At 69.4% G+C, this 24,396-nt stretch carries 17 protein-coding genes; 15 read left to right on the top strand and 2 right to left on the bottom strand.

What is annotated here, in order from left to right:
* Positions 1-44: 44 nt before the first annotated feature.
* The 14 genes from ugpB to DFP88_RS03205 all read left to right on the top strand — a co-directional run bounded on the left by ugpB (position 45) and on the right by DFP88_RS03205 (position 17,925).
* Positions 45-1,361, top strand: a complete 1,317-nt coding sequence (ugpB, locus tag DFP88_RS03140; RefSeq protein WP_110812967.1) for a sn-glycerol-3-phosphate ABC transporter substrate-binding protein UgpB — start codon at positions 45-47, stop codon at positions 1,359-1,361.
* 111 nt (positions 1,362-1,472) lie between these two features.
* Complete coding sequence (ugpA, locus tag DFP88_RS03145; RefSeq protein ID WP_110812968.1) at positions 1,473-2,357, top strand: sn-glycerol-3-phosphate ABC transporter permease UgpA; 885 nt, start codon at positions 1,473-1,475, stop codon at positions 2,355-2,357.
* An 11-nt stretch (positions 2,358-2,368) separates the two neighbouring features.
* On the top strand, positions 2,369-3,217 hold the full coding sequence (gene ugpE / locus DFP88_RS03150) for a sn-glycerol-3-phosphate ABC transporter permease UgpE (protein ID WP_110812969.1): 849 nt from the start codon (positions 2,369-2,371) through the stop codon (positions 3,215-3,217).
* Between the two features lie 2 nt (positions 3,218-3,219).
* Positions 3,220-4,302 (top strand): sn-glycerol-3-phosphate ABC transporter ATP-binding protein UgpC, encoded by a 1,083-nt coding sequence (gene ugpC / locus DFP88_RS03155; protein WP_110812970.1) that lies wholly within the window; start codon positions 3,220-3,222, stop codon positions 4,300-4,302.
* Positions 4,303-4,391: 89 nt separating this feature from the next.
* Entirely contained in the window at positions 4,392-5,735 is a 1,344-nt protein-coding gene (locus DFP88_RS03160) for a VTT domain-containing protein (RefSeq protein ID WP_110812971.1), read from the top strand.
* 184 nt (positions 5,736-5,919) lie between these two features.
* Positions 5,920-6,237: an Hpt domain-containing protein gene (locus DFP88_RS03165; protein ID WP_181418544.1), complete on the top strand. Its 318-nt coding sequence runs from the start codon at positions 5,920-5,922 to the stop codon at positions 6,235-6,237.
* A complete protein-coding gene (locus DFP88_RS03170) occupies positions 6,234-8,237 on the top strand; it encodes a cellulose biosynthesis cyclic di-GMP-binding regulatory protein BcsB (protein ID WP_110812973.1) in 2,004 nt (667 codons plus the stop codon). The genes DFP88_RS03165 and DFP88_RS03170 overlap by 4 nt, the downstream gene beginning before the upstream one ends.
* Before the next feature lie 3 nt (positions 8,238-8,240).
* The gene (locus DFP88_RS03175) at positions 8,241-10,130 is read left to right on the top strand and encodes a glycosyltransferase family 2 protein (RefSeq protein ID WP_110812974.1); all 1,890 of its coding nucleotides are present in this window, start codon (positions 8,241-8,243) and stop codon (positions 10,128-10,130) included.
* Entirely contained in the window at positions 10,127-11,587 is a 1,461-nt protein-coding gene (locus DFP88_RS03180) for a hypothetical protein (RefSeq protein ID WP_146227399.1), read from the top strand. The genes DFP88_RS03175 and DFP88_RS03180 overlap by 4 nt, the downstream gene beginning before the upstream one ends.
* Entirely contained in the window at positions 11,584-12,525 is a 942-nt protein-coding gene (locus DFP88_RS03185; protein ID WP_110812976.1) for a response regulator, read from the top strand. The genes DFP88_RS03180 and DFP88_RS03185 overlap by 4 nt, the downstream gene beginning before the upstream one ends.
* A 4-nt stretch (positions 12,526-12,529) precedes the next feature.
* Positions 12,530-13,192: a hypothetical protein gene (locus DFP88_RS03190; protein WP_110812977.1), complete on the top strand. Its 663-nt coding sequence runs from the start codon at positions 12,530-12,532 to the stop codon at positions 13,190-13,192.
* 156 nt (positions 13,193-13,348) lie between these two features.
* Positions 13,349-15,766, top strand: a complete 2,418-nt coding sequence (locus tag DFP88_RS03195) for an ATP-binding protein (RefSeq protein WP_110812978.1) — start codon at positions 13,349-13,351, stop codon at positions 15,764-15,766.
* Between the two features lie 41 nt (positions 15,767-15,807).
* Positions 15,808-16,176: a response regulator gene (locus DFP88_RS03200; protein WP_110812979.1), complete on the top strand. Its 369-nt coding sequence runs from the start codon at positions 15,808-15,810 to the stop codon at positions 16,174-16,176.
* Positions 16,177-16,248: 72 nt separating this feature from the next.
* Positions 16,249-17,925 carry a thiamine pyrophosphate-dependent enzyme gene (locus DFP88_RS03205; protein WP_110812980.1) on the top strand — a complete coding sequence of 559 codons (1,677 nt, stop codon included), beginning with the start codon at positions 16,249-16,251 and terminating at the stop codon, positions 17,923-17,925.
* A gap of 7 nt (positions 17,926-17,932) precedes the next feature.
* Here the strand turns inward: DFP88_RS03205 and DFP88_RS03210 are convergent, their stop codons facing one another.
* Positions 17,933-18,247 carry a hypothetical protein gene (locus DFP88_RS03210; RefSeq protein ID WP_110812981.1) on the bottom strand — a complete coding sequence of 105 codons (315 nt, stop codon included), beginning with the start codon at positions 18,245-18,247 and terminating at the stop codon, positions 17,933-17,935.
* 125 nt (positions 18,248-18,372) lie between these two features.
* Complete coding sequence (locus DFP88_RS03215; protein ID WP_110812982.1) at positions 18,373-19,398, bottom strand: LLM class flavin-dependent oxidoreductase; 1,026 nt, start codon at positions 19,396-19,398, stop codon at positions 18,373-18,375.
* 223 nt (positions 19,399-19,621) lie between these two features.
* Between DFP88_RS03215 and DFP88_RS03220 the strand changes: the two genes are divergently transcribed.
* On the top strand, positions 19,622-24,307 hold the full coding sequence (locus DFP88_RS03220) for an ExeM/NucH family extracellular endonuclease (protein WP_181418545.1): 4,686 nt from the start codon (positions 19,622-19,624) through the stop codon (positions 24,305-24,307).
* The last annotated feature ends 89 nt before the right edge of the window (positions 24,308-24,396 follow it).

A 24,396-nucleotide genomic window follows, 5' to 3' on the forward strand; every position in this document is an offset into this window, starting at 1 on the left:
CGCATAGCACCCGGCGCAGACCGTTCCCCAAGGAGACACTCCCGATGCATCGCAGCATTCTCGCCGGCGCCTCTCTCGCCGCCCTCTGCGCCAGCGGCGCCGCCGCCCAGACCGAGATCACCTGGTGGCACGCCATGGGCGGCGAGCTGGGCACCAAGCTCGAGGAGATCGTGCAGGGCTACAACGACAGCCAGGACGCGTTTGCCGTCACGCCCGTCTACAAGGGCAACTACACCGAGACGATGACCGCCGCGATCGCCGCCTTCCGCGCCGGCGAGCAGCCCGACATCGTGCAGGTCTTCGAGGTCGGCACCGGCACGATGATGGCCGCCGAGGGCGCGATCTACCCGGTCTACCAGCTGATGGAAGACACCGGCGCCGACTTCGACCCCGCGGCCTTCCTGCCGGCGGTCGTCGGCTACTACACCGATACCGACGGCAACATGCTGTCGATGCCCTTCAACTCCTCGACGCCGATCCTCTACTACAACCGGGACGTCTTCGAAGAGGCGGGCCTCGATCCCGAGCAGCCGCCCGAGACTTGGGAAGAGCTTGAGACCGCGTCGCGCCAGATCATGGAGAGCGGCGCGGCCGATTGCGGCTTCACCTCTGGCTGGATCAGCTGGATCCAGCTCGAGAACCTCTCGGCCTGGCACAACCTGCAGATCGGCACGCTCGAGAACGGCTTCGGCGGCATCGACCCCGAGCTGACCTTCAACGGCGAGACGCAGGCTCGCCACTGGGAGAACCTCGCCTCCTGGCAGGAAGAGGGCCTGTTCCGTTACGGCGGCGTCGGCGGCGGCGAGGATGCGGCGCCGGCCTTCTATTCCGGCAGCTGCGCCATGTACATGAACAGCTCGGCCAGCCGCGCCGGCGTCATGGCGAATACCGACTTCGAGGTCGGCTTCGGCATGCTGCCCTACTACGACGATGTCGAGGGCGCGCCGCAGAACTCGATCATCGGCGGCGCGACGCTCTGGGTGCTGCAGGGCCAGCCGGAAGAGGACTATGCTGGCGTCGCCGACTTCTTCTCCTACCTCTCCTCGCCCGAGGTGCAGGCCGATTGGCACCAGTTCTCGGGCTACCTGCCGATCACCCAAGCCGCCTACGAGCTGGGCCAGGAGCAGGGCTATTACGAGGCGAACCCCGGCTCCGAGGTCGCGATCCAGCAGATCACGCTGAACGCGCCGACCGAGAACTCCAAGGGCCTGCGCTTCGGCAACTACGTGCAGATCCGCGATGTCATCGACGAGGAGTTCCAGAACCTTCTTTCGGGCAGCAAGACCGCCCAGGAGGCGCTGGACAGCACGGTCGAGCGCGGCAACGCGCTGATTGCCGACTTCGCCCGCTCCAACAACTGAGCCCGTCCCAGGCCGGACCTTTAGGTGCCCGGCACCTCGCCCCCGCCGCGCGCGGGGGCACAGGCGGGCCTGCCGATGCGCAGGCCCGCCGCCTTCAGAAGACAGGCCTCGATGCAGACCAAACGCACGATCTTCCGCAACCGGTGGCTGCCCTACGCGCTGCTCGCCCCGCAGCTTGCGATCACCATCATCTTCTTTCTCTGGCCGGCGGCGCAGGCCGTGCGGCAATCCTTCCTGCGGCAGGATGCCTTCGGGCTGAAGACCAGCTTCGTCGGGCTCGAGAACTATCTCGCGCTGCTGAAGGACCCCAGCTACCTGCAGTCTTTCCAGGTGACGGCTGTCTTCGCGGTCAGCGTCGCCGCGCTGTCGATGGGGCTTTCGCTGGCGCTGGCCGTCGCGGTGGACCGCGTGCTGCGCGCCAACCAGCTCTACACCACGATGCTGGTCTGGCCCTATGCCGTCGCCCCCGTCGCGGCGGGGGTGCTGTGGTGGTTCATGTTCAATCCCAGCATCGGCATCCTCAGCTACGCGCTGCGCCAGATGGGCTACGACTGGAACCACAACCTCGACGGCACCGACGCGATGATCCTCGTCGTGGTCGCGGCGGCCTGGAAGCAGATCAGCTACAACTTCCTGTTCTTCGTCGCGGGCCTGCAGTCCATCCCGCAAAGCCTGCGCGAGGCGGCGGCGATCGACGGGGCGGGGCCGGCGAAGCGGTTCTTCACCGTGATCTTTCCGCTCCTGTCGCCGACGACCTTCTTCCTGCTGGTGATCAACGTCACCTACACGATGTTCGACACCTTCGGGGTGATCGACGCCGCGACCGAGGGTGGGCCGTCGCAGGCCACCAACATCCTTGTCTACAAGGTTTACCGCGACGGCTTCGTCGGCCTGAACCTCGGCTCTTCGGCGGCGCAATCGGTCGTGTTGATGCTGATCGTCATGGCGCTGACCTTCGTCCAGTTCCGCTGGATCGAACGCCGCGTGCAGTACTGAAGGGGCCTGTCATGGTTGAAAACCGTCCGTATCTCAACATCCTCGCCCATGTGGTGCTGATCCTCGGCGTGGCCGTCGTGGCCTTCCCGGTCTACCTCGCCTTCATCGCCTCGACGCATTCGCCGCGCGACTTTGTCTCGGGGGTCATGCCGCTGCTGCCCGGCGATGCGATGATCGAGACCTATCGCACGATGTTCACCCGCGGCGTCTCGACCGCGGGGGCGCCGCCGCTGTCGCAGATGATGTTCAACAGCCTCGTGATGGCGCTGACCATCGCGGTGGGGAAGATCGCGATCTCGATCCTCTCGGCCTTCGCCATCGTCTACTTCCGCTTTCCCTTCCGGGCGACAGCCTTCTGGATGATCTTCGTCACCCTGATGCTGCCGGTGGAGGTGCGGATCGTGCCGACCTTCGAGGTCGTCGCGAACCTCGGGCTGCTGAACAGCTACGCCGGGCTGAGTATCCCGCTGATCGCCAGCGCCACGGCGACCTTCCTCTTCCGCCAGTTCTTCCTGACCATCCCCGAAGAGCTGGTCGAGGCGGCGCGGATCGACGGCGCGGGGCCGATGCGCTTCTTTCGCGACATGCTGCTGCCCCTGTCGCGCACGAACATGGCGGCGCTCTTCGTGATCCTCTTCATCTTCGGCTGGAACCAGTATCTCTGGCCGCTTCTCGTGACGACCGACGAAAGTTACTACACCGTCGTCATGGGCATCAAACGGCTCTCGGACGTCGCCGACAGCGAGCCGCAATGGAACTACGTGATGGCCACCGTGATCCTGGCGATGCTGCCGCCGATCCTCGTTGTCGTCGGAATGCAGAAGCTCTTCGTCAAGGGCCTCGTCGAGCAGGAGAAATAGCCATGGCCGACATCGAACTGACACAGGTGCGCAAGGTCTATCCCGGCGGCGTCGAGGCGGTGAAGGGGATCGACCTGTCGATCGAGGACGGCGATCTCGTCGTGCTCGTCGGCCCCTCGGGCTGCGGGAAGTCGACCCTTCTGCGGATGATCGCGGGCCTCGAGACGATCTCGGACGGGGAGGTCCGCATCGGCGGGCGCCGCGTGAACGAGGCCGAGCCGGCCGACCGCGACATCGCGATGGTCTTCCAGAACTACGCGCTCTACCCGCATATGACGGTGCGCCAGAACCTCTCCTACGGGCTGCGCAATCGCCGGATGCCCAGCGCCGAGATCAAGACGCGCGTCGAGGAGGCCGCGCGCATCCTCGAGATCGACGGCTTTCTCGACCGCAAGCCGCGCGCGCTCTCGGGCGGGCAGCGGCAGCGGGTCGCCATGGGCCGCGCCATCGTGCGCGAGCCTGCGGCCTTCCTTTTCGACGAGCCGCTGTCGAACCTCGACGCCAAGCTGCGGGTGCAGATGCGCGGCGAGATCAAGCAGCTTCAGCGGCGGCTGGGCACGACCTCGGTCTATGTCACGCATGACCAGCTCGAGGCGATGACGCTGGCCGATGTGCTGGTGGTGCTGAACGGCGGCAAGATCGAGCAGGCGGGCCGTCCGCTCGACCTCTACCGCCAGCCGGCGACGACCTTCGTGGCCAGCTTCCTCGGCTCTCCGGCGATGAACCTGCTGGAGGCGAGGGCCACGGGCGGCACGCTGTCGGTGGGGCAGGTGCCGCTGGTGCGCGGCGTGGCCTGCGCCGAGGGGCCGGTGACGCTGGGCCTGCGGCCCGAGGCCTTCGGCCTGACGCCCGCGCCTTCGGGGCCCTTCGCGCTCGACTACATCGAGGAACTGGGGGCGACGCGCCTGCTGCATGGCCATATCGCAGGGCAGCGCATGATCTGCCAGGTGCCGATCGAGCAGCCCGTCGCCGACCGCATGCAGCCGCAGATCGAGGCCGGCGCGATCAGCCTCTTCGATGCGGCGACCGGCCGCCGGATCGAGACCGCGCCTGCCGCCGCATCGCCGCAGCTTGAGATGGCCTGAGGCGCCGGCCTCCGCCGGGTCTGGAGCCTCGGGGCGATCGGCGCTATGGCGCCGCGGGATCGGCCCGAGGCGAAGGAGACGGAACGCGGATGCTAAGCTGGGGGCCCCTTGCGCTGCTGTTGGCGACCATCGTCAACCAGCTGCCGGTCATCAGCGCTCTCGTGCCGACCGAGCCGATCTACGTCTACCTCGGCACGCAGGTGGCCGAGGGCAGCGGCTACACCAGCCTCGCGGCCTGCCTGATCGGGGCATGGATCGGGATGCAGGCCTCCTACTGGCTGGGCCGGACCGCCGGCGCGCGGCTCGTCTCGCGGATGCGGGTCGGATCGGGGGCCATCGCGCGGGCCAAGCGGCTTTTCGACCGCTGGGGGCCGGGCTTCGTCGTGGTCGCGCAGCTGATCTGGCCGATCGCCACGCTGGCGCAGGTGATGTCCGGCATCTGGGGCATGCGCTACCGCACCTTCTTCTTCGCCTCCGGGCTGGGGGCGATGCTGGCCATCGCGCAATATGCCGCCTTCGGCTGGCTCACTGCCATCGGCCTCGAGAAGCTGGGGCTGCAGCCCGAGGAGACGCTGCTGATCTGGCTCGGCCCCTATGCCGTTCTGATCGGGTTTCTAGTGCTGCTGGCGCTGGGCATCGGCCTGATCCTGCGGCGCGGGCGGCAACCGATGCCGCTGCGCCTCGCCTATGCCGCGCTGCTGGCGGTGGGGATGCTGATCGCCGTCAACATCGGCACCCTCTCGGGCTATACCGATCCGCAGGCGCGGATGGGCCCTGTTCCCTTCGACACCGCCTGCACGGCGCTTTCCGACACGCTGGTCGCGCGCAGCGGGCCGACGCTTCTCAATACCGCGCAGCCGGTGAACCTCGCGCTGATCGGGGTCGAGGATCCGGGCGCGCTGCTGCAGGGGCTGGGCTGGCTGCGCAACCGCACCTATGCCGGCGACGATCTGGACGCCTGGGAGGTGGTGACGCTGACCTACCGCGGGCGGCCGCCGGCCTCGACCCTGCTGCTCGAGGGGGTCAGCACCGACATGGCCTGGCAGGAGACGCGGGGCACCATCCCGCGCACGCAGCTGCGGCTCTGGCCCGTGGCCGTGCCGGAGGGCGCGCCGCAGGTCTTCCTCGCCTCGGTGGTGCGACTCGACTCCATCGCGCTGCGGCTGGCCGGGCGCATCCCATCGCTGGTTTACGATTTGACACCACTGACCGACCGCGCACGCAATCGTGAAGCCCGCTTGCTCTCCGGTGCTCTGGGCGGGCGCGTGGTCTTCGATGGGCCGCTGGATGAGCCGGCGGATGCGGAGGGCTTTCGCACGCTTGAGGAGAGCGATTTCCGGTCGGACGGGCTGATCGCGCAGGTCCTCGCCCCCGGCGCCCCCAGCCTCAAGACGCTCTGCGGCGCGGCCCAGAGGCCGGGCGCGGGCGGCTGAAAATCCGGGCGTTGCCTTTCGGATGCCACATTGCGGTCGCGAGGCCGGCCAGAACCTCGGACTAATCCATTGTTCATGGAACTGGCTCCTATGGCCGATCTCGCAGGGGATTGGCTTGGACGACGGGGGCCGTGAAGGGGAGAACACCGTGGCGTCCGAAGCCTATAGCCAAGCCTTAACCAAGTTGCGCATCAAGTTCCTCAGCGAGGCCCCCGCGCGAATCGAGGAGGCGCGGGCGCATCTGCAGCAGATTCCGGCGCCCGAAGCGCTGACGCTGCTGCACCGGAAGCTGCACGACATGGCCGGCAATGCCGGGATGCTTGGCTGCGGCGCCATCGAGGCCGAGGCCCGCGCCGCTCTGGCGCCGGTAGAGCGCGCCGACCGCCCCGGCGGCGATCTCACCCCCGAGGAGCGGAGCCAGGTCGCCGCGTCGCTGGAGGCCATGACGACGGCGATCCGCGCCGAAAGCGCGGCGCCGGACCAGGCGCCCTCCGCGCAATGAGCCGCCTGATCAGAGCTCTGCCCGCCGCCGCCCTTTTCGCCGCATTGGCCCTCCCGCCGCTGGTCCTGCCTGCCGCCCTCTCGGCGCAGGAGGCCGTCTCCTCCGCGCCCGTCGAGGCCGGCCTCAGGCGCGACATCGCCCTTGCCGAGATCGGCCTGACGCAGGGCCTCGACTTCAGCGGCCTCAGCGGCAGTTCGGAGCTGTTCTTCCCGATCGGCCCCTCCGGCGATGTGGTCACGGGCGCTGTGCTGCGGCTCAGCCTGCGGCACGGGCAGGCCGCCGAAGCCCAGCGCTACCTGCAGCTGCGGGCCGGGGGCCGCATCCTCGAGGTCGTGCCGCTGTCCGAGGAGGGAGAGGCGGCGCAGGAGATCGAGGTGCCGATCCCGCCCGAGGCGATGCAGGGCGGCTTCGTCCAGATCGGCCTGACCTACGGCGGCGGCAACAGCGACGAGGTCTGCTTCGATCCGCGCAGCGCCGGCGATTTCCTGTCCATCGGGCCGGAGAGCGCGCTGTCGCTGCGGCTGGACCCTGCGCGCCTCGACAGTCCCGCGGCCGTGGCGGCGCTGATGCCGGCGCGCAGCCGCGTCTCCATCGGCGCGGGTGTCGATGACGCGGCGGGCCTTGCCTTCGCCCTGCGCGCGGCGGCGCTGCGCGGCGGCGAGGCCGGTCTGGTCAGCGTCCAGCCGGAGGCGGCGGATGCCCCCGCCGCGCCGGGCTGGACCGAGGCGCGGCTTCGGCTGGATGCGGCGGGCGCAGAGCAGGGCGGGGCGGTGACGCTTGCCGATGTGGGCGGGGCGCCGGCGCTGGTCTTCTCCGGTGCGCAGCCGCAGCTGGCCCTCGCCGGGCTCGAGGCGCCATGGGCCGGGCTCGCGGATGCGCCGGGCCTGCGGGTCGATGCGCTCGCCCCCGGCGGCGAGGCACCGCAGGAGGCGGTAAGCATCCCGCTGTCCTCCCTCGGCGCGGGGCTCGCGCCGCAGGATATCGCGACGACGGGACGCTTCGAGATCGGCTTTTCCATCGACGATCTGCCGCCGGGCCGTCTGCCGCGCGCCGTGGCGCTGACGGTGGGGGCGGCGCCCTCGCCGCGGGGCAGCGGCATCAGCCTCTCGGTCTTCCTGAACGGCAGCTTCCTGGGCAGCGAGGCGGTGCCGCCGGGCGCGCCGCTGCGGCTGCGCTTTGCCCTGCCCGAGGCCCTCGTGGGCCGCGACAACGCCCTGCAGATCATCGCCCAGCGCCAGCCCGAGGGCGGCGGCTGCGTGGCCGCGGAGCAGGGGTATCCTGTGCAGATCCTGCCGGATAGCGCGCTCCTCCTCGGTGCCGCGCCCCGGGCGGACCATGACTTCTTCCTGATGCGGCAGGAGTTCGCTGCGGGGGCCGCGGTGATCCTCGACACCGATCTGACGCAGGCGCCGGAGGCGCTGCTGGACTGGCTGATGCCGCTGGCGGGCAGCTTGCTGCCCGGCACCGGGCCGATCACCGTCACCTCCGGCGCGCATCCCGAAGTCGAGGCCGCCGCCGAGGGGCAGTGGCTACCGCCCTTCCTTTACGTCTCGGATCAGCCGCCGGGCGGCAGCGATCCGGCCCTGCGCTTCGACGAGGGCGCGGCCCAGCTTGTCGATGCGGAGGGGGCGGTGGTCTACGGCGGCGATGCGCTGGAGCGGATGGGCGCGGTGCAGATCGTCACCGCGCAGGGCCGGCCGGGCATCTGGATCCGGCCCGGCAGCGGGCCGGCGCCCGAGCCGACGCAGGCCCAGCCGCTGATCCTCGACCGCGGGGATCTGGCGCTGATCGACGCCGAGGGCGTGGCCCTTGCGCTGCCGACGACGGAGCCGGCGCTGGCGCGGATCGGCTATCTCGATGCCAGTCTCTGGCGCGGCATGGCGCGGCAGGCCTGGCCCTGGCTGGTCGGGGTGGGCTGGCTGCTGCTGACGGCGCTGGCCCTGCGGGCGCTGGCACGGCGGCAGGCGCGGCGGCGCGACGGCGCGGAGGGCGAGGGCTGATCCATGGCGCTCGACGCGGAAAGCGAGGCCCTCGGCGATCTGCTCCTCGACCGGGGCGCGCTGACGGCCGACCAGCTGGACGAGGCAGAGGCGCTCTGCGCCGAGTGGAACGTCGGCCTCTTCGACGTGCTGCAAAGCCGGCGCTGGGTCTCGGCTGACGAGATCTATCGCCAGCTTGCCTTCTACCATGACCTGCCGCTGCTGGATCTGACTGGCGACAGGCCGGACGAGGCGCTGATCCGCGAGTACGACGCCCAGCAGATGACCAACGCGATGCTGCTGCCGGTGCGGCGCCAGCCCTCGGGGCGGCTGCTGGTCGCCGCGGCGCGGCCGGGGCCGCAGGTCGTGCTCGCCATGCGGCGGATCTTCGGCGCCGAGGTCGATCTGGCCGTCGCATCGGGCTTCGACATTTCGCTGGCGCTGCAGCGCGCCTTCCGCGAGCGGCAATCCCATCGCGCGGTCTTCGGCCTGGCGGAGGCCGATCCGCTGATGTCGGCGCAGCGGGTGGCGACGCTGCCGCAGATGGTGATCCTCTACGCGCTGGCGACGGTGCTGCTGGCGGGTTTCGCGCTGGCGCCCATCGCCACGCTGATCGCGCTGAACGTGGTGATGACGATCTTCTACACGGGCAACTTCGCCTTCAAGACGCTGCTGGTCTGGGTCGGCGGCGCGGCGCAGGACCGGTCCTCTCGCGCCATCGCGGCGGAGGCCGCCTTGCTGCGGGACGAGGATCTGCCGGTCTACACCGTCCTCGTGCCGATGTTCCGAGAGCCCGAGGTGCTGCCGATCCTGACCCGCGCCCTGCGCGAGCTGGACTACCCGCTCGCCAAGCTCGACATCAAGATCGTGCTCGAGGAGAGCGACGATTCCACCATCGAGGCGGCGCGCTCGCTCGGCCTCGAGGGGGTCTTCGAGATCGTGCTGGTCCCGGCCTCGCATCCGCAGACCAAGCCCAAGGCCTGCAACTACGCGCTGCAATACGCGCGCGGCGAGTTCCTCGTGATCTTCGATGCCGAGGACAAGCCGGAGCCGGACCAGCTGAAAAAGGTGCTCGCCACCTTCCGCCAGCAGGGCGAGAAGACCGCCTGCGTGCAATGCCGGCTGAACTACTACAACGCGGGCGAGAACTGGCTGACGCGGATGTTCACGCTGGATTACTCGCTCTGGTTCGACCTGATGCTGCCGGGGCTGGAGCGTCTGGGCGTGCCGATCCCGCTGGGCGGCACCTCGAACCACTTCCGCATGGACGTGCTGCGCGATCTGGGCGCCTGGGATCCCTTCAACGTGACCGAGGACGCCGACCTCGGCATCCGCCTGACGCAGAAGGGCTACCGCGTCGGGGTGATCGATTCGACCACCTTCGAGGAGGCGAATGTCTCGATCCCGAACTGGATCCGCCAGCGCTCGCGCTGGATCAAGGGCTACATGCAGACCTTCCTCGTGCACACGCGGCGCCCGGTGAACCTGATCCGCACGGTGGGGCCGGCGGGGCTGCTGGGTTTCGTCTTCTTCATCGGCGGCACCTTTCTCTCGGGCCTGCTGAACCCGCTGTTCTGGGCGATCTTCGCCGTCTGGCTCGCCTCGGGCGGATCGCTGATCGAGCCGGTCTTTCCGCCGGCGCTGCTCTATCTGTCGCTGTTCAACCTGCTAGCCGGGAACGGGCTGCTGATCTACCTGACCATGGTCGCGCCCTTCCGGCGGCGCTGGACGCATCTGGCCCCCTGGGGGATCAGCGTGGTCGGCTACTGGGTGCTGATGACCATCGCCTCCTACAAGGCGCTGTCTCAGCTGATCAGCAATCCCTTCTACTGGGAGAAGACGCAGCACGGGCTGTCCAGCCACACGGCGGCAGAGCTGGCGGCGGCCAAGGCCGACGGGGAGGCCGCGGCATGAGGGTGCTTGGACGGGGCCTGACCTGCTGGCTGCTTCTGGTGCCGGTCATGCTGGCGCTGCTGGCCTGGCCGCAGGGGCGGGGCTTTCTGTCGCAGGCGATGATCGAGACGGCGGGGCGCGCGGTTCTGGCCGCTGCCGGGACCACGGGGGGCGGCAGCCTCTACCCGCCCTTGCCCGTGCTGCTGACGGCTGTGGTGCAGACCGCGGGCGCGCCCTTGGGATTGTCGGCGCTGTGGGCGCCGGCGCTGGCCTCTGCGATGCTGGGCGCGCTGGTGCTGCTGTCCTGGTACAAGGAGCTGGTGCGGCCCGGCAGCGGCGCGGGCGGGCAGGGCTATGGTCCCAGCGCGGCGCTGGCGATCCTCGCCCTTCTGGCGCTGAACCCGCTTCTGCCGCGCGCCTTGGCCGAGGGGCCGGGCGCCATGCTCCTGCTGCTGGGGGCGACGCTGGTGGCGCAGGCGCTGGCGCGGCTGCGGCTGGACGACAGCGCGCCGGGCATGATGCAGCTTGGCGCGGCGCTGCTGCTGCTCGTGCTCTCGCATCCCATGGGCATGGTGCTGGCACTGGCCGCGCTGCCCTTCGTCGCGCTGGCGGCGCGGCCCAGCTCCCTCGCCGTCGCGCCATGGGGCTACCTGACGGCGGTCTATTTCCCGGCGCTGGCGGCGCTGCTGTCGCTGGGGTTCGTGCAGGCGGTTCTGGGCACCGACCTCTGGCCGGCGCGCGCTCTTGCCGGCACCTCCGGGCCGGAGGCGGCGCTGATCGCGCTGGCCGCCGGGCTGCTGGCGCTGGCGGCGCTGCTGCCGCTCTGGCGCCTGCCGCGCTATGCCATGCCGGTGCTGGCGCTTCTGGGCGCCGCGCTGAGCGCCTGCCTTTTCAACGCGGTGCTGCGGGCGGAACCCGATCCGGCCATCGCCGCGCTGCCGATGCTGGCCGTTACCGCCCTGGCGGCGCGGCGCTGGCCGCCCTCGGCGCGTCGGGTGCCGCTGGTGCTGCTGCTTCTGGCGCTGACCCTGCCGCTGACGGCGCTGGCCCTGCGCGCCCATGGCGGGGCCGAGAGCCGGGCCTGGATCGCGGCGGCGCTGCCGGGCGCCGAGGCGCCGGGCGATCCGCTGGCGGGCGACCGGGAGGCCGCCGCCCTTGTCGCGGGGCGTGGCGCGCTGCTCGTCGATACGGCCAATGCCCCGGGCCTTGTCGCGCTGCTGGGCAGCGCCGAGGGGCTCTTGCTGCCCGGAAGCCCCGAACGCGACCTGGCATTGCTTTCCGGTCGATCCGGTGGCGTTATATCCCTGATGCGGCGCGAGGCCGGCCCCAGCATCTCGGGGGGCTGGCCGCTGCCGGTGGACCCGGTGGGGGCCGCGCTTTCGCGACAGTTGCATTCTCCGCCGCTCGACGGCAAAAGCATGCAAAATGCAGGTAATTGGCAGATAATCACGTTCGATCGCGCGGAGACCCCACGATGACACGCCCCATTATCGCCGTCGACGATTCCGAGATCGCGCGCGAGCTGATCACGCTGACCCTGTCGGAATTCGGCTACGACGATGTGCGCAGCTTCGGCGATCCGCATGACGCGCTGGCCGCGATGACCGAGCAGAGCGTGCCTGCCGACCTTATCCTGCTGGACGTGATGATGCCGGGGATGGACGGGATCGAGCTTTGCGCCCGCATCCGCGGGCTCGAGGCCTGGCGGGACACGCCGATCATCATGCTGACCACCCGCTCCGAGCAGGAGACGCTGTCGCAGGCCTTCATGGCCGGCGCCAACGACTACGTGACCAAGCCGTTCCAGCGGATTGAGCTTCAGGCCCGGATCAAGAGCCTGCTGCGCCTGAAATCCGAGCTCGACCGTCGCCGCGTCGCGGGCCAGGGGTCGCGGGCCTCCGCCCGGCGGCGCGGCACCATAGAGGCGCCGGCGCCGGGGCTGCTTGCCACTCGTACCGGGCTGACCGAGGTGCTGGGCGCGCTGGAGCCCACCGCGCTGCGAAGGCTCGGCCTCGTCGCGCTGCGCATCGACAGCCTGCGCCGCGATGCGCCCGACTACGACCCGGCGCAGGCGCGCGCGCTGTCCGCCATGGTTTCGGACCTGCTGGCGCAGGTGCCGCTGCCCGCCGGGGATGCGCTGGTTCAGTGGGAAGAGGGGTGCTTCTGCCTCGCCAGCCTGTCGCAGGACGCGCAGACCCTCGTCGAGACCGCAGGCCAGATGGCGCGCGCGTTGGACCGGGACGGGGCGTCGGCGCTGTGGCAGGGCACCCGCCCGAGCCTGAGCGCCGGTCTTGCGCTGCCCGGCCAGTTCGAGACGCTGGCAGCGGGCCTCGGCGATGCTTTCGCGGCGCTGGAGGAGGCGCAGCCGGGCGGGCTGCGCATCGCCGGTGCCGAAGGCCCGGGCCGGGGGAACTGAGGCGATGCTGCTGCGATCGGCCGGTTTGCCCTGCGCCCTTGCGCTGCTGCTCGGCCCCTGGGCGGGCGAGGCACGTGCCGCCGCCTGGCCGCGCGGGGCGGGGCAAAGCTTCCTCACGCTGTCCTACCAGCACGATGTCGCGCCCTCGGACGATGCCTATGGCGGTCTCTATTACGAGCGGGGGCTGTCCGACAGCCTGACCTTCGGGCTGACCGCCGGGCACAACCCGGTCTTCGCGGACAGCAATGCCATTGCCTTTCTGCGCAAGACGCTGACGCCCGAGGGGTCGGACGTCTTCGCCCTCTCTCTCGGCGCTGGCTGGGTGGAGGGCGCGGGCGCGGCCCTGCGGCCCGGCGCTTCATGGGGGCGCGGCTGGCAGCGCGGCGCGTTCAGCGGCTGGTACGGCGTCGAGGCGACCTTCGCCTATCGTGCCGATGCCACGACGGAGCTGAAGGTCGATCCGGTCATCGGCCTGAACCTTGAGGGCGGCGCCCTTGCGGTCCTGCAGCTGCAGACCTCTCGGCTGTCGGGCGGCGATTGGCAGGTCGGCCTCGCGCCCTCCTGGGTGCGGCCCGTGGGCGATGGGCTGATGCTGGAGATGGGCGCCGTCTGGGTGCCTCAGGACGAGAACCTCGCCCTCAAGCTCGGGCTCTGGACCGAATTCTGACGCGGGCGGGGCCACACGCCGGGGACGAGAGCCCCCGTCGATTTTTCGTGCTCCGCCGTGATTCTGCCAGAATTTTCGGGAAGAAAGGCTAACGCTTCATTAACTTCCAGCCGCGTCCCGCGCCGGCTGCGCCCGGCCCAGCGGGAAGGACTGCCGATGCTTGTCGATAACATCGTCACCATGGTGGAGAGCGCCTCCGTCATGCTGCTTCCCGTCCTCGTTCTGGCGGCGATCCGGACGCGCCTGGCGGGGTACAGGGTGGTGCGGAGCCTGACGCTGGGCGCCATCTTCATGCTGGTGGGCGTCTTCGTCGTCGAACACGCGGTGGAGATTCGTCCCGGTATCCGCATCGATCCGCGCGCCGCCGTGGTGGCCGTCGCCACGGCCTTCGGCGGGCCGTTCGCCTCGGTCATGACCGGCACCGCCATCGCCTTCCTGCGCTGGCTGCACGGCGGCAGCGGGGCCTTGCCCGGCGTGGGCTATGTCCTGATCACGACCCTTGTTTCACTGGGCCTCTGGGTCTGGTGGCACCGGGTCAAGCGGCGGGACATCACCCTGACCTATGTCTTTCTCTTCGCGCTGGTCGCCGGGCTGGTGCCGCCGCTGTCGCTTCTGTATCTCTCGAGCGCCCCCTGGTCGATCTATTGGGCGGCGATGGGGCTTGCCGCGCCGACCAATTTCCTCGCGGCGTTGCTGCTGGGATATGGTCTTCTGCGCGAGCAGGAGCGTGTCGCCGCCATCGAGTTCCGCGAAGAGAAACAGGCGCAGATCAACGGCATCGCCGATCACGCGCCGGTCGTCCTGTTCCAGGTCGTCCGCCGTGGCGGGGAAGAGCCCTTCATCAGCTACATCTCGCGCCGCGCCGAGACGATGTTCGGCATGGACCGGGCCGTCCTAGGGCAGCCCCGGCTGTGCTCCCGGCAGATCCTCGGCGAGGAGGGCGGAGAGCAGTTCTACCAGACCCTGCGCGACTGCCTGCACGAGGGGGACAGCATCACCTTCGAGATAGAGCGTCCGCTGGCCGACGGTACGACGCAGTGGTTGCGCACAGATGCCGGCATGCGGATCGACCGCACCGGTGCCCGTGTCTGGGATGGCATGATCTTCGACGTGACCGAGCGCCGGCAGATCGAGCAGATGAAGGACAGCTTCATCTCCATCGTCAGCCACGAGCTGCGCACGCCGCTCACCTCGATCCGCGGCTCGCTGGGGCTGGTGGTCGGCATGGGCGAGGATGCGGTTCCGCCGAAGATCGGCAACATGATCCGGATCGCCAATCGCAATGCCGAACGGCTGGTGACGCTGGTGAACGACCTGCTCGACATGCAGAAGATCCAGGCCGGGCAGATGACCCTCTCGACCGAGGTGCAGCCCGTCGGGCCGATCCTCGACCAGGCGGTCCTGGCGATCGAGGGCTACGCGCCCGACAAGCTGCTGCGCATCGCGCGCGAGGCCGGGGCGCCCGAGGCGATGATCGACGTCGATGCCGACCGCCTGCACCAAGTGCTGATGAACCTCCTGTCGAACGCGGCCAAGTTCTCGCCCCAGGGCGGCACCATCCACCTGCGCACGCGGCTCGTCGAGAACCGGCTGCGGATCACCGTCGCCGACGAGGGGCCGGGCATCCCGCCCGAGTTCCGCGCCCACCTCTTCGACCGCTTCAAGCAGGCCGACACCCGGCGCACGCGCAAGCTCGGCGGCACCGGGCTGGGGCTGAACATCTCGCGCGCCATCACCGAGACGCTGCAGGGCCGGGTCTGGTTCGACGAGACGTCCGAGGGCGGCGCCACCTTCCATCTGGAGCTGCCGCTGGCGGCGCCCCTGCAGGCGCCGGAGCCGGTGCCCGAGATCGCCGCCGCGCGGCTGCTGATCTGCGGCAGCAGCGCCGGGCTGAACGCCCGTGTGATCGAGATCCTCTCGGTCAACGGCGCCAAGTGCGACCTGTGCCCCGACCTGTCGAAACTGCCCGAGCGCATCGCGGCCCGCACCTACTCCGCCCTCGTCATCGACCTCTCGCGGATGAGCGATCTGCGCAAGCTTGAGGCGTTGCGGCCGCAGATCGAAGCCTCGGGGCTGCCGCTGGTGCTCGTCGCCGCCGATCCGCCGCTCGACATGACCGATCTGAGCGACTGGCTGCCCGCGCCGGTCAATGCCGCCGTCCTGCGCGGCGAGATCGACCTCGCGCTGCGGAACCGGCAGCGCAGCACACCGCGCGTCCTCTATGTCGAGGACGATGCCTCGCTGCACCAGATCATCCGCGAGAACCTCGACGAGCGGGTCGACCTCGTCTCGGCCGCCTCCCTCTCGGGGGCGCGGCGCGCGCTGGCGCAGAACGGCTTCGACCTCGTGATCCTCGACAAGGTGCTGCCGGACGGGTCCGGCCTCGACCTGCTGGACGAGATCGACGAGTCGATCCCCGTGATCGTCTTCTCGGCCTTCGAGGTGGGGGCGGACATTGGGCAGCGCGTCTATGCGGTCATGACCAAATCGCGCGTGCGCGAATGCGATGTCGCGCGCGAGGTGACGGCGGCCTTGGCCGCGCGCGGTGCCACCGGCATGTCCTCGGCCGCCTGAGGCCCATGGGCCGGGCGAACAAGAGAGTAGGGAGAGACACGATGAAAATCCTGCATGTCGACGACGACGACGATATCCGCGAGATCACCAAGTTCGCACTGGAGATGAACGGCGAGATCGAGGTGGAGACCGCCTCAGGCGGCCGCGCTGCGCTGGAGCGCCTGAGCGCCCAGTTACCCGACGTCATCCTGCTGGACGTGATGATGCCCGAGATGTCGGGACCGGAGCTGAAGACCGTGCTGAACGGGCGGCCCGAGTATTGCGGCGTTCCGGTCATCTTCATGACCGCCGCCGCCCAGCGCAGCACGATCGACGAGCTGATGGGCCTCGGCGCTGCCGGCGTCATCAGCAAGCCCTACGATCCGATGACGCTTGCCGACGAGGTTGACCGCCTGCTCGGGGCGGCCTGAGGGGCTGCAAAGGGGGCTGGCCTTCGGCCGCCACCCGCGCGATCCTGCCGCGACGCGGGGCAGGAGGGCACGATGCGCAACGGCGGGCAGCTACTGGTCGAAAGCCTGATCGGGCTGGGGGCGCGCAAGGCCTTCGGCGTGCCGGGCGAAAGCTATCTCGCGGTTCTCGACGCGCTGCACGACACCCGGGGCCAGCTTGACTACGTGCTGTGCCGGCACGAGGGCGGCGCCGCCTTCATGGCCGCCGCCTGGGGCAAGCTGACGGGCGAGCCGGGCCTGTGCATGGTCACCCGCGGCCCCGGCGCCACCAATGCCGCCATCGGCGTGCATACCGCCATGCAGGACAGCGTGCCGATGATCCTGCTGGTCGGGCAGGTGGCCACCCACATGAAGGGCCGCGAGGCCTTTCAGGAGCTGGACTACCGCGCCGTCTTCGGCAGCATGGCCAAGTGGGTGACGGAAATCGACGAGGTGGAGCGCCTGCCGGAGCTGATCTCCCGCGCCTGGACCACTGCCGTCTCCGGCCGCCCCGGCCCCGTGGTCATCGCCCTGCCGGAGGACATGCTGACGGCGCAAACCGATGCGGCGCCGCTCACCGCGCCGCTGCGCATCGCGGAGCCTGCGCCCGATGCCGCCGCGCTGGCCGATCTGCACGCCGCGCTCGCCGCCGCGCAGCGCCCGGTGATCCTCTATGGCGGCTGCACCTGGACGCCCGAGGGTGCGGGCGCGCTTCAGCGCTTTGCCGGAGCCAGCGACATCCCGGTGGTCTCGGTCTTCCGCTACCAGGACCAGGTCGACAATGATGCGCCGGTCTTCTGCGGCGAGGCGGGCGTCGGGATGGTGCCCTGGGTGCGCCGCCTGCTGGAAGAGGCCGACGTGATCCTCGCCATCAACGCCCGCTTCGGTGAGAATTCCACCGGCGGCTATACCGTCATGCAGGTGCCAGCGCCGCGGCAGAAGCTGCTGCACGTCCATGCCAGCACCGAGGAGCTGGGCAAGATCTACCGCCCCGCGCTGGCGCTGCAGGCCGGACCCAATGCCTTCGCCACGGCGCTCGAGGCGCTGGGGCCCGTCTCCGGCCCATGGGGCGGTTGGCGGGCCGAGGGTCGCGCCGCCTACGAGGCGGGCTTCGATCTGCCCGACCAGCCGTCCCCCGTGGACATGGGGCGCGTCTGCGCGCTGCTCGAGCGGCGCCTGCCGGAAGACGCCATCGTCACCAACGGCGCCGGCAATTTCGCCATCTGGCCGAACAAGCAGATGCGCTACGGCCCGAAGGCGCGGCTTCTGGCGCCGCAATCGGGCGCCATGGGCTACGGCATCCCGGCCGCCATCGCGGCGAAGGTGGCCCATCCGGAGCGCTGCGTTGTCTGCTTCGCCGGCGACGGCGATTTCCAGATGACGGGGCAGGAGCTTGCCAGCGCCGCGCAGGCCGGGGCGCAGCCCATCGTGCTGGTGCTGAACAACGGCATCTACGGCACGATCCGCGCGCACCAGGAACGGCACTATCCCGGCCGCGTCTCGGGGACCGAGATGGTCAGCCCCGACTTCGTCGCCCTCGCCAAGGCCTACGGCTTTCACGCCGAGCGGGTCGAGCGGACGGAGGGCTTCGAGGCCGCATTCGAGCGGGCGATGGAGGCGCCGGGCGGCGCGCTGCTGGAACTCGTGGTCTCGGCCGAGGCGCTGACACCGCGGCAAAGCCTGTCGCAGATCCGCGCGCAGGGCGAGGCGGCCCAGCGCGCACCCGAATAGGGGGCGCCTAGCCGCCGAAGAAGGCGACGAAATGCGTGCTGGTCCAGACCGTGACCGGATCGGGATGCAGCAGCAGGGCCAGAGAGCGCTCGGCCAGCGTGCCCTGCGCCAGGTCGTGGATCGCCCGCGCGTAATCGGCGCGCCCCATCCAGGCATGGGCCAGCGCCTTGAACATCATGAAGGCGGTCAGGATCGTGGCGATGCGCAGCTGCGTGGAGGCCTGCTGTGCCGCCCGCGGGCGCACCGCGGCAAGCCTGTTGACGCGTCGTCGCGGCAGCACGCCGCGCGCGCGCCCGAGAGTGGACGCGGAGGAATGGGGCATAACGGGCCTCCTTCGATCGTAAACCTACAACGTCCGGAGAGCATGCCGCGGGGCTATGGCGTCAATATGGCGCAACGGGCCGCCCCGCGGCGGCGGCGGCCCCCGTCGAGGGCCGCCACAGGGTGTCAGGCGGTCGCCTTGCGCAGGGCCGGGGCGACCTCGGTTCCCAGAAGCTCGATCGCCTTCATCATCTTGTCGTGCTCGATCACGCCGATGGCCATCTGGATCAGCACACGCTCGAAGCCCATCTTCTCGCGCAGGCCGAGGATCTTGTCGGTGATCTCGGCCGGGCTTCCTACGAAAAGGGCGCCATCCGGCCCGCGCGAGGCATCGTATTGCGACCGGCTCTGCGGGCCCCAGCCGCGCTCGCGGCCGATCTGGTCCATGACCTGCTTCTGCGGCTCGAAGAAGGTATCGGCGGCCTCCTGCGTCGTCTTGCCGACGAAGCCGTGCACGTTGATCGAGGTCGGGCCGGGCGTCTGGTTCGACTGCTCCGCCGCGCGGCGATAAAGATCGAAGAGCGGCGCGAAACGCGCCGGCTCTCCGCCGATGATCGCCAGCGCCATCGGTAGGCCCAGCGCGCCGGCGCGGATCACCGAGTTCGGGGTGCCGCCGACGGCCAGCCAGATCGGCAGGCTGCCGTTCACCGGGCGCGGGTAGATGCCGCCATTGGCGGGGCGGGTATGGGCGGTGCCCTTCCAGCGCAGATTCTCGCCCTCGTTGATCCGCAGCAGCATCTGCAGCTTCTCGTCGAAGAGCGCGTCGTAATCGTTCAGGTCGTAGCCGAAGAGCGGGAAGCTCTCGATGAAGCTGCCGCGCCCGGCCATCAGCTCCGCGCGGCCACCCGTCAGCGCGTCGAGCGTGGCGTATTGCTGGTAGACCCGGATCGGATCGTCCGAGCTGAGCACGGTGACGGAGCTTGTCAGCTTGATCGATTTCGTCAGTGGCGCGGCGGCGGCGAGCACGGTGGCGGGGCTGCTGATCGCGTAGTTCGGGCGGTGGTGTTCACCCAAGCCGAAGACATCGAGGCCGACCTCGTCCGCGAGGCGGATCTCCTCGATCAGCTCGCGCAGGCGCTGGGGCGCATCGACCTTGGCGCCCGTGACCGGATCGGTGCCGATATCGCCAAAGGTATAAAGACCGACTTCCATGGCAAATCTCCTTTGCGGCCAGAGATGCCATGGGCGCCCGGCGGGTCAATCTGCACCAGCGCACGGCCCCCGCGCGCGGCGCCGGGACGGGCGCACGGGCCTGGAGCTGAGGACATGACGCAACGTCAGTGACAGCTAATCCAGCCAACTGCGGCGTCTTTGTTGCAAAGTTGTGTTGCCCGCCGGGAAGATGGGGCGGGTAAGACAGGCTTCGGGGGACGTCATGGCATTCAACTTCTTCGCACCGTTTCTGGGATGGGCCCCGGCGGGTCGCAGCATCGCGGGGGGTGCGCGCACGGATATCCTCTTCGGCTTCGGCGGGGACGACAGCCTCTACGGCGGTGGCGGCAAGGACCTGCTGTTCGGCGGCGCGGGCAGCGACCTGCTGGACGGCGGCGCGGGCAATGACGTCATCAGCGGCGGGCGCGGCGACGATACCATCCTTGGCGGGGCCGGGTCGGACGTGATCTCTGGCGGCTCGGGCACGGATACCATCGTCTACGAAGGCTCGATCCTCGAGTATCAGATCGGCGCCCGCTCCCGGCTGCTGGGCAGCACCGCCGTGACCGATGGGGCGGGCGGGCGCGACATCCTGACCTCTGTCGAGCGACTGGTCTTCGACGACTTCGTCCTCCGCCTCGATGGCGGCAACAACGCGGCGCTGGCGCAGGACGACAGGGCCGCCACGGATGAGGATGGCGCCCTTGTCATCGATGTCGCCACGCTGCTGGCCAATGACCGCGACTTCGACGGCGATGCCTTGAGCGTCACCGGCGTCTCGGCCACCAGCGCGGGCGGCGCCAGCGTCAGCCTCGAGGACGGGGTGGTGACCTACGATCCCGCCGGCCTTTTCGACGCGCTGGCCGAGGGCGAGACGGCGACCGACAGCTTTACCTATACCGTCAGCGACGGGCGCGGCGGCATCTCCACCGCGCGGGTCGAGGTGACGATCACCGGCACCAACGACGCCCCGGTGCTGACCGGCCCGGCGACCGCGAGTTTCGAGGAGAACGCCTCCGGCCCCATCGCCAGCTTCGACGCCACCGACGCCGAGGGCGATGCGCTGACCTACAACCTTGCGGGCGCGGATGCCGCGCTGTTCCAGATCGACGAGAGCGGCGCGCTCTCCTTCATCGCCGCACCCGATTACGAGGCGCCGGCCGATGCGAATGGCGACAATGTCTACGACGTGACGGTGATCGCGAGCGATGCCAGCGGCGCCACGGACAGCACCGAAATTGGCATCACCGTGACCGACCTGCCCGAGACGCCGATCCTGATCTCGGAATTCCAGCCCAACCCTTCCGGCTCCGACCCCGCGACGCAGCAGGTGGAGCTGACCGGCACGCCGGGCGCCACCTTCTCCGGCGTCCTCGTCGCGATCGAAGGCGATGCGGGCGGGGCCAACCCCGGCTCGATCAACGTGATCGAGACGGTGGAGGGCATCTTCGACGCGAATGGCATCCTCACCGTTACCATCGCGGATCTGGAGAACCCCAGCTTCACGCTGGTCCTTGCCGACAGCTTTGCCGCCGATGCGGGCGTCGACCTCGATGCCGATGATGACGGCGTGCTTGACGATGCCTCCGTCTTCGGGACGGTCTTCGACGCCATCGGCGTGCCCGATGCGACGGGCGACGAGGTCTATTCCTACGGCGCGCAGCTGGGCGGTACGGATTTCGCCTATACCGGCAGCGAGCCGGAGCTGATCTTCCGCGACGGCGGCGACGGCACGCTCTGGGCGGTGAACGGCATCGGCGGTGACACGGTGGTCGGCGCCGACGGCACCGAGGTCGCGGCGGCAGATTTCGACAGCGCGCCCGGCCTGACCTTCGGCGCGGCGAACCCGACCTACCTGGGCGAGGGCAATGGCGGCGGCGGCGAGACGCCGGCAGTCACCCTCGTCATCAACGAATTCCTTGCCGATCCCGCAAGCGGCCTTGACGGGGATGCCAATGGCGACGGCACCCGCGATGCCACGGATGACGAGTTCGTCGAGATCGTGAACACCGGGGATACGCCGCTCGACCTGTCCGGCATGACCATCTCGGACGCGGTGCAGGTCCGCCATGTCTTTGCACAAGGCACCACGCTGGCGGCGGGCGAGGCCATCGTCGTCTTCGGCGGGGGCACGCCCACGGGCAGCTTCGGCGGCGCGCAGGTCGTGACCGCCAGCAGCGGCGCGCTGGGGCTGAACAACGGTGGCGATAGCATCACGCTGGCCGGTGCCGACGGCAGCCCCATCGACACGGTCACCTACGGCTCCGAAGGGGGGCGCGACGTCTCGCTGACCCGCGATCCCGACCTGACGGGCGGCTTCGCCGAGCACGACACCGTGTCGGGAACGGATTACAGCCCCGGCACCGAGGCCGACGGCACGGCCTTTCCCGGCAACACGGGCGGCGACACCGACGGGCCGCTCGCGGATATCTTCATCAACGAGCTGCGGCACAGCCAGGGCGGCGGCTTGTCGGACGGCTTCTTCGAGCTTTACAGCGCCGATGCCTCGGCCTCTCTCGAGGGGCTGACACTGATCTCGATCTCGGGCGAATACGAGCCGGGGACGGTGGACTTCGCCCTCGATCTTTCGGGCGGGTTCTTCGACGAGAGCGGCATCTTCATGATCGCGCAGGACAGCCTTTCGACCGGCACCTTCGACGCGGGGGATCTGGTGATCCCGGCGGGTACCGACATCTTCAGCAGCCCCTCGACCTACATGTTGGTCTCGAACTTCACAGCGAGCGCCGGCGACGACCTCGATGCCGACAACGACGGCACCTTCGATGTCGCCGCTTGGGACGCGGTTCTCGACAGCGTCTCGATGCCCGACGGCGACGGCAATCCGGACGTGAACTACTCGGATGTGGTGACGGGGGCGGACGGGAACTACACCTACGGCGGTATCGCTGCCGTTCCCGACGGCTCGGACGCTTACGTCGAGCTGCCCTATGGCTCCACCGCCGGCGACACGCCGGGCGAGCTGAACCAGGACCCCGGCGACGGCGGCGAGGCCGGCGCGGTGCTGATCAGCGAGGTGCAGGGCATCGGCGGGGACAGCCCGCTGGCGGGGCAGACTGTCAGCGTGACCGCCATCGTGGTGGGCGATTTCCAGGACGGCGATGCCGACGGGACGCGCAACCTCAACGGCTTCTTCCTGCAGGAGGAAGCCTTCGATCAGGACGGCGATGCCGCCACTTCCGAAGGCATCTTCATCTTCGATCCCTCCTTCCTCGCGGATGTGCAGATCGGCGACCGTGTCACCGTCACCGGGCAGGTCAGCGAATACTTCGGCAAGACGCAGATCACCGCCGCCTCGACCGTGATCGAAGAGGCCGGCGCCGTGGCCGATATCAACGACCTCGCGGTGACGGTGGACCTCGATGCCATCGACGGCGTGCAGGGATCGAACGGCACCTATGCCGCCGATCTCGAGGCCTACGAGAGCATGCTCGTCACCTTCTCGAACACGCTGACGGTGACCGAGACCTTCAACCTCGACCGCTTCAACGAGGTGGTGCTGACGACCGGAGAGCAGCCGCAGCAGTTTACCCAGACCAACGATCCGCAGACCGGCGCCTACGATGACTACCTGCGCGAGATCGCGTCGAACCAGGTCTACTTCGACGACGGCCTTGCCGTGCAGAACGCGCCGATCTTCGCGGAGGCGGATCTGAACGGCGACGGGGTCTTCGACACCGCGGATGGCTTCGGCTCTGGCGATACGATCACGGGGCTGACGGGCGTCCTCGACTTCAACTTCGACGAGTTCCGGGTCCGCAGCGCCGAGGACGGCGTCAACGATTTCGAGGATACGCGCACGCGCGAGGAGACGCCGCCCGATCTGTCAGCAGAGGATGGCACCGCGCCGGACATCACCGTCGCCGGCTTCAACGTGCTGAACTTCTTCACCACCATCGACGAGAACGGCAATGTCTCCGGCCCCTCGGGGCTGGAGCCGCGGGGCGCCGACAGCCTGGCGGAATACGAGCGGCAGTTCGACAAGCTGATCACCACGCTTGAGGCGATCGACGCCGATATCTTCGGGGTGGTGGAGCTGGAGAACGAGTTCCAGTTCGATCAGAACGGCGACGGCACCTTCGCCATTCAGGCCATCGTCGACGGGTTGAACGCGGCCTATGGCAGCGATGTCTGGGCCTCCGTCGATCCGGGGCAGCCCTTCGTCGACAGCTCCGACGCGATCTCGGTGGGGATGATCTACCGCACCGACAGCGTCACGCTGATCGACGACTCCGTCTCGATCCTGAACGACGATGTGCTCGCCAGCCTGCCGGGCGACTATGGCAGCGATCCGCTCTTCGACGGGTCCAGCACCAACCGCGCGCCGCTCTCGGCCAACTTCACCTATGCCTGGGATACGGGGGCCGAGGATTTCAACGTCACCGTCGCCCACATGAAGTCCAAGGGCGGCTCTGGTTCGGGCGGCGATGCGGACGCGAACGACGGGGCGGGGGCCTATAACGAGACCCGGACCGAGGGCGTGCGCGCGCTGACCGACTGGTTGGACGCGGATCGGAGCGGCGCCTTTGCCGATGCCGACCAGATCGTGCTGGGCGATTTCAACGCCTACGCGATGGAGGATCCGATCGACGCGATGAAGGACCGCGGCTACGTGAACCTCGAAGAGACCTACAACCCCGGCGATGCCACCTATGTCTTCGACGGGCAGCTCGGGACGCTGGACTATGCCTTCGCGAGTGCGGCGGCCGCGGGGAACGTCACCAATGCCGCGACCTGGCACATCAACAGCAGCGAGCCCGACGTGTACGACTACAACCTCGACTTCGGGCGCGATCCGGCGATCTTCGATGGCGAGACGCCCTGGCGCACCTCGGACCACGATCCGATGCTGGTGGGGCTGAACTTCTCGGACGAGTTCGTGCTGGCCTGACGGGGCAGCGCCCGGCGGCGGAGGGCCGTCGCCGGGCGCCAAGACACGGCGATGCGCCGGGCGAAAGTCGCCCGCGCGCGCTCGGTCAG

Origin of the sequence: Pseudoroseicyclus aestuarii (assembly GCF_003217255.1) — a bacterium.
In the GTDB taxonomy this organism is placed as follows: Bacteria; Pseudomonadota; Alphaproteobacteria; order Rhodobacterales; family Rhodobacteraceae; genus Pseudoroseicyclus; species Pseudoroseicyclus aestuarii.

Excerpts from the sequence above, each read along its gene's own strand:
- ugpB (WP_110812967.1), top strand. The coding sequence starts at position 45 with ATGCATCGCAGCATTCTCGCCGGCGCCTCTCTCGCCGCCCTCTGCGCC.
- ugpA (WP_110812968.1), top strand. The coding sequence starts at position 1,473 with ATGCAGACCAAACGCACGATCTTCCGCAACCGGTGGCTGCCCTACGCG.
- ugpE (WP_110812969.1), top strand. The coding sequence starts at position 2,369 with ATGGTTGAAAACCGTCCGTATCTCAACATCCTCGCCCATGTGGTGCTG.
- ugpC (WP_110812970.1), top strand. The coding sequence starts at position 3,220 with ATGGCCGACATCGAACTGACACAGGTGCGCAAGGTCTATCCCGGCGGC.
- DFP88_RS03160 (WP_110812971.1), top strand. The coding sequence starts at position 4,392 with ATGCTAAGCTGGGGGCCCCTTGCGCTGCTGTTGGCGACCATCGTCAAC.
- DFP88_RS03170 (WP_110812973.1), top strand. The coding sequence starts at position 6,234 with ATGAGCCGCCTGATCAGAGCTCTGCCCGCCGCCGCCCTTTTCGCCGCA.
- DFP88_RS03175 (WP_110812974.1), top strand. The coding sequence starts at position 8,241 with ATGGCGCTCGACGCGGAAAGCGAGGCCCTCGGCGATCTGCTCCTCGAC.
- DFP88_RS03180 (WP_146227399.1), top strand. The coding sequence starts at position 10,127 with ATGAGGGTGCTTGGACGGGGCCTGACCTGCTGGCTGCTTCTGGTGCCG.
- DFP88_RS03185 (WP_110812976.1), top strand. The coding sequence starts at position 11,584 with ATGACACGCCCCATTATCGCCGTCGACGATTCCGAGATCGCGCGCGAG.
- DFP88_RS03190 (WP_110812977.1), top strand. The coding sequence starts at position 12,530 with ATGCTGCTGCGATCGGCCGGTTTGCCCTGCGCCCTTGCGCTGCTGCTC.
- DFP88_RS03195 (WP_110812978.1), top strand. The coding sequence starts at position 13,349 with ATGCTTGTCGATAACATCGTCACCATGGTGGAGAGCGCCTCCGTCATG.
- DFP88_RS03200 (WP_110812979.1), top strand. The coding sequence starts at position 15,808 with ATGAAAATCCTGCATGTCGACGACGACGACGATATCCGCGAGATCACC.
- DFP88_RS03205 (WP_110812980.1), top strand. The coding sequence starts at position 16,249 with ATGCGCAACGGCGGGCAGCTACTGGTCGAAAGCCTGATCGGGCTGGGG.
- DFP88_RS03210 (WP_110812981.1), bottom strand. The coding sequence starts at position 18,247 with ATGCCCCATTCCTCCGCGTCCACTCTCGGGCGCGCGCGCGGCGTGCTG.
- DFP88_RS03215 (WP_110812982.1), bottom strand. The coding sequence starts at position 19,398 with ATGGAAGTCGGTCTTTATACCTTTGGCGATATCGGCACCGATCCGGTC.
- DFP88_RS03220 (WP_181418545.1), top strand. The coding sequence starts at position 19,622 with ATGGCATTCAACTTCTTCGCACCGTTTCTGGGATGGGCCCCGGCGGGT.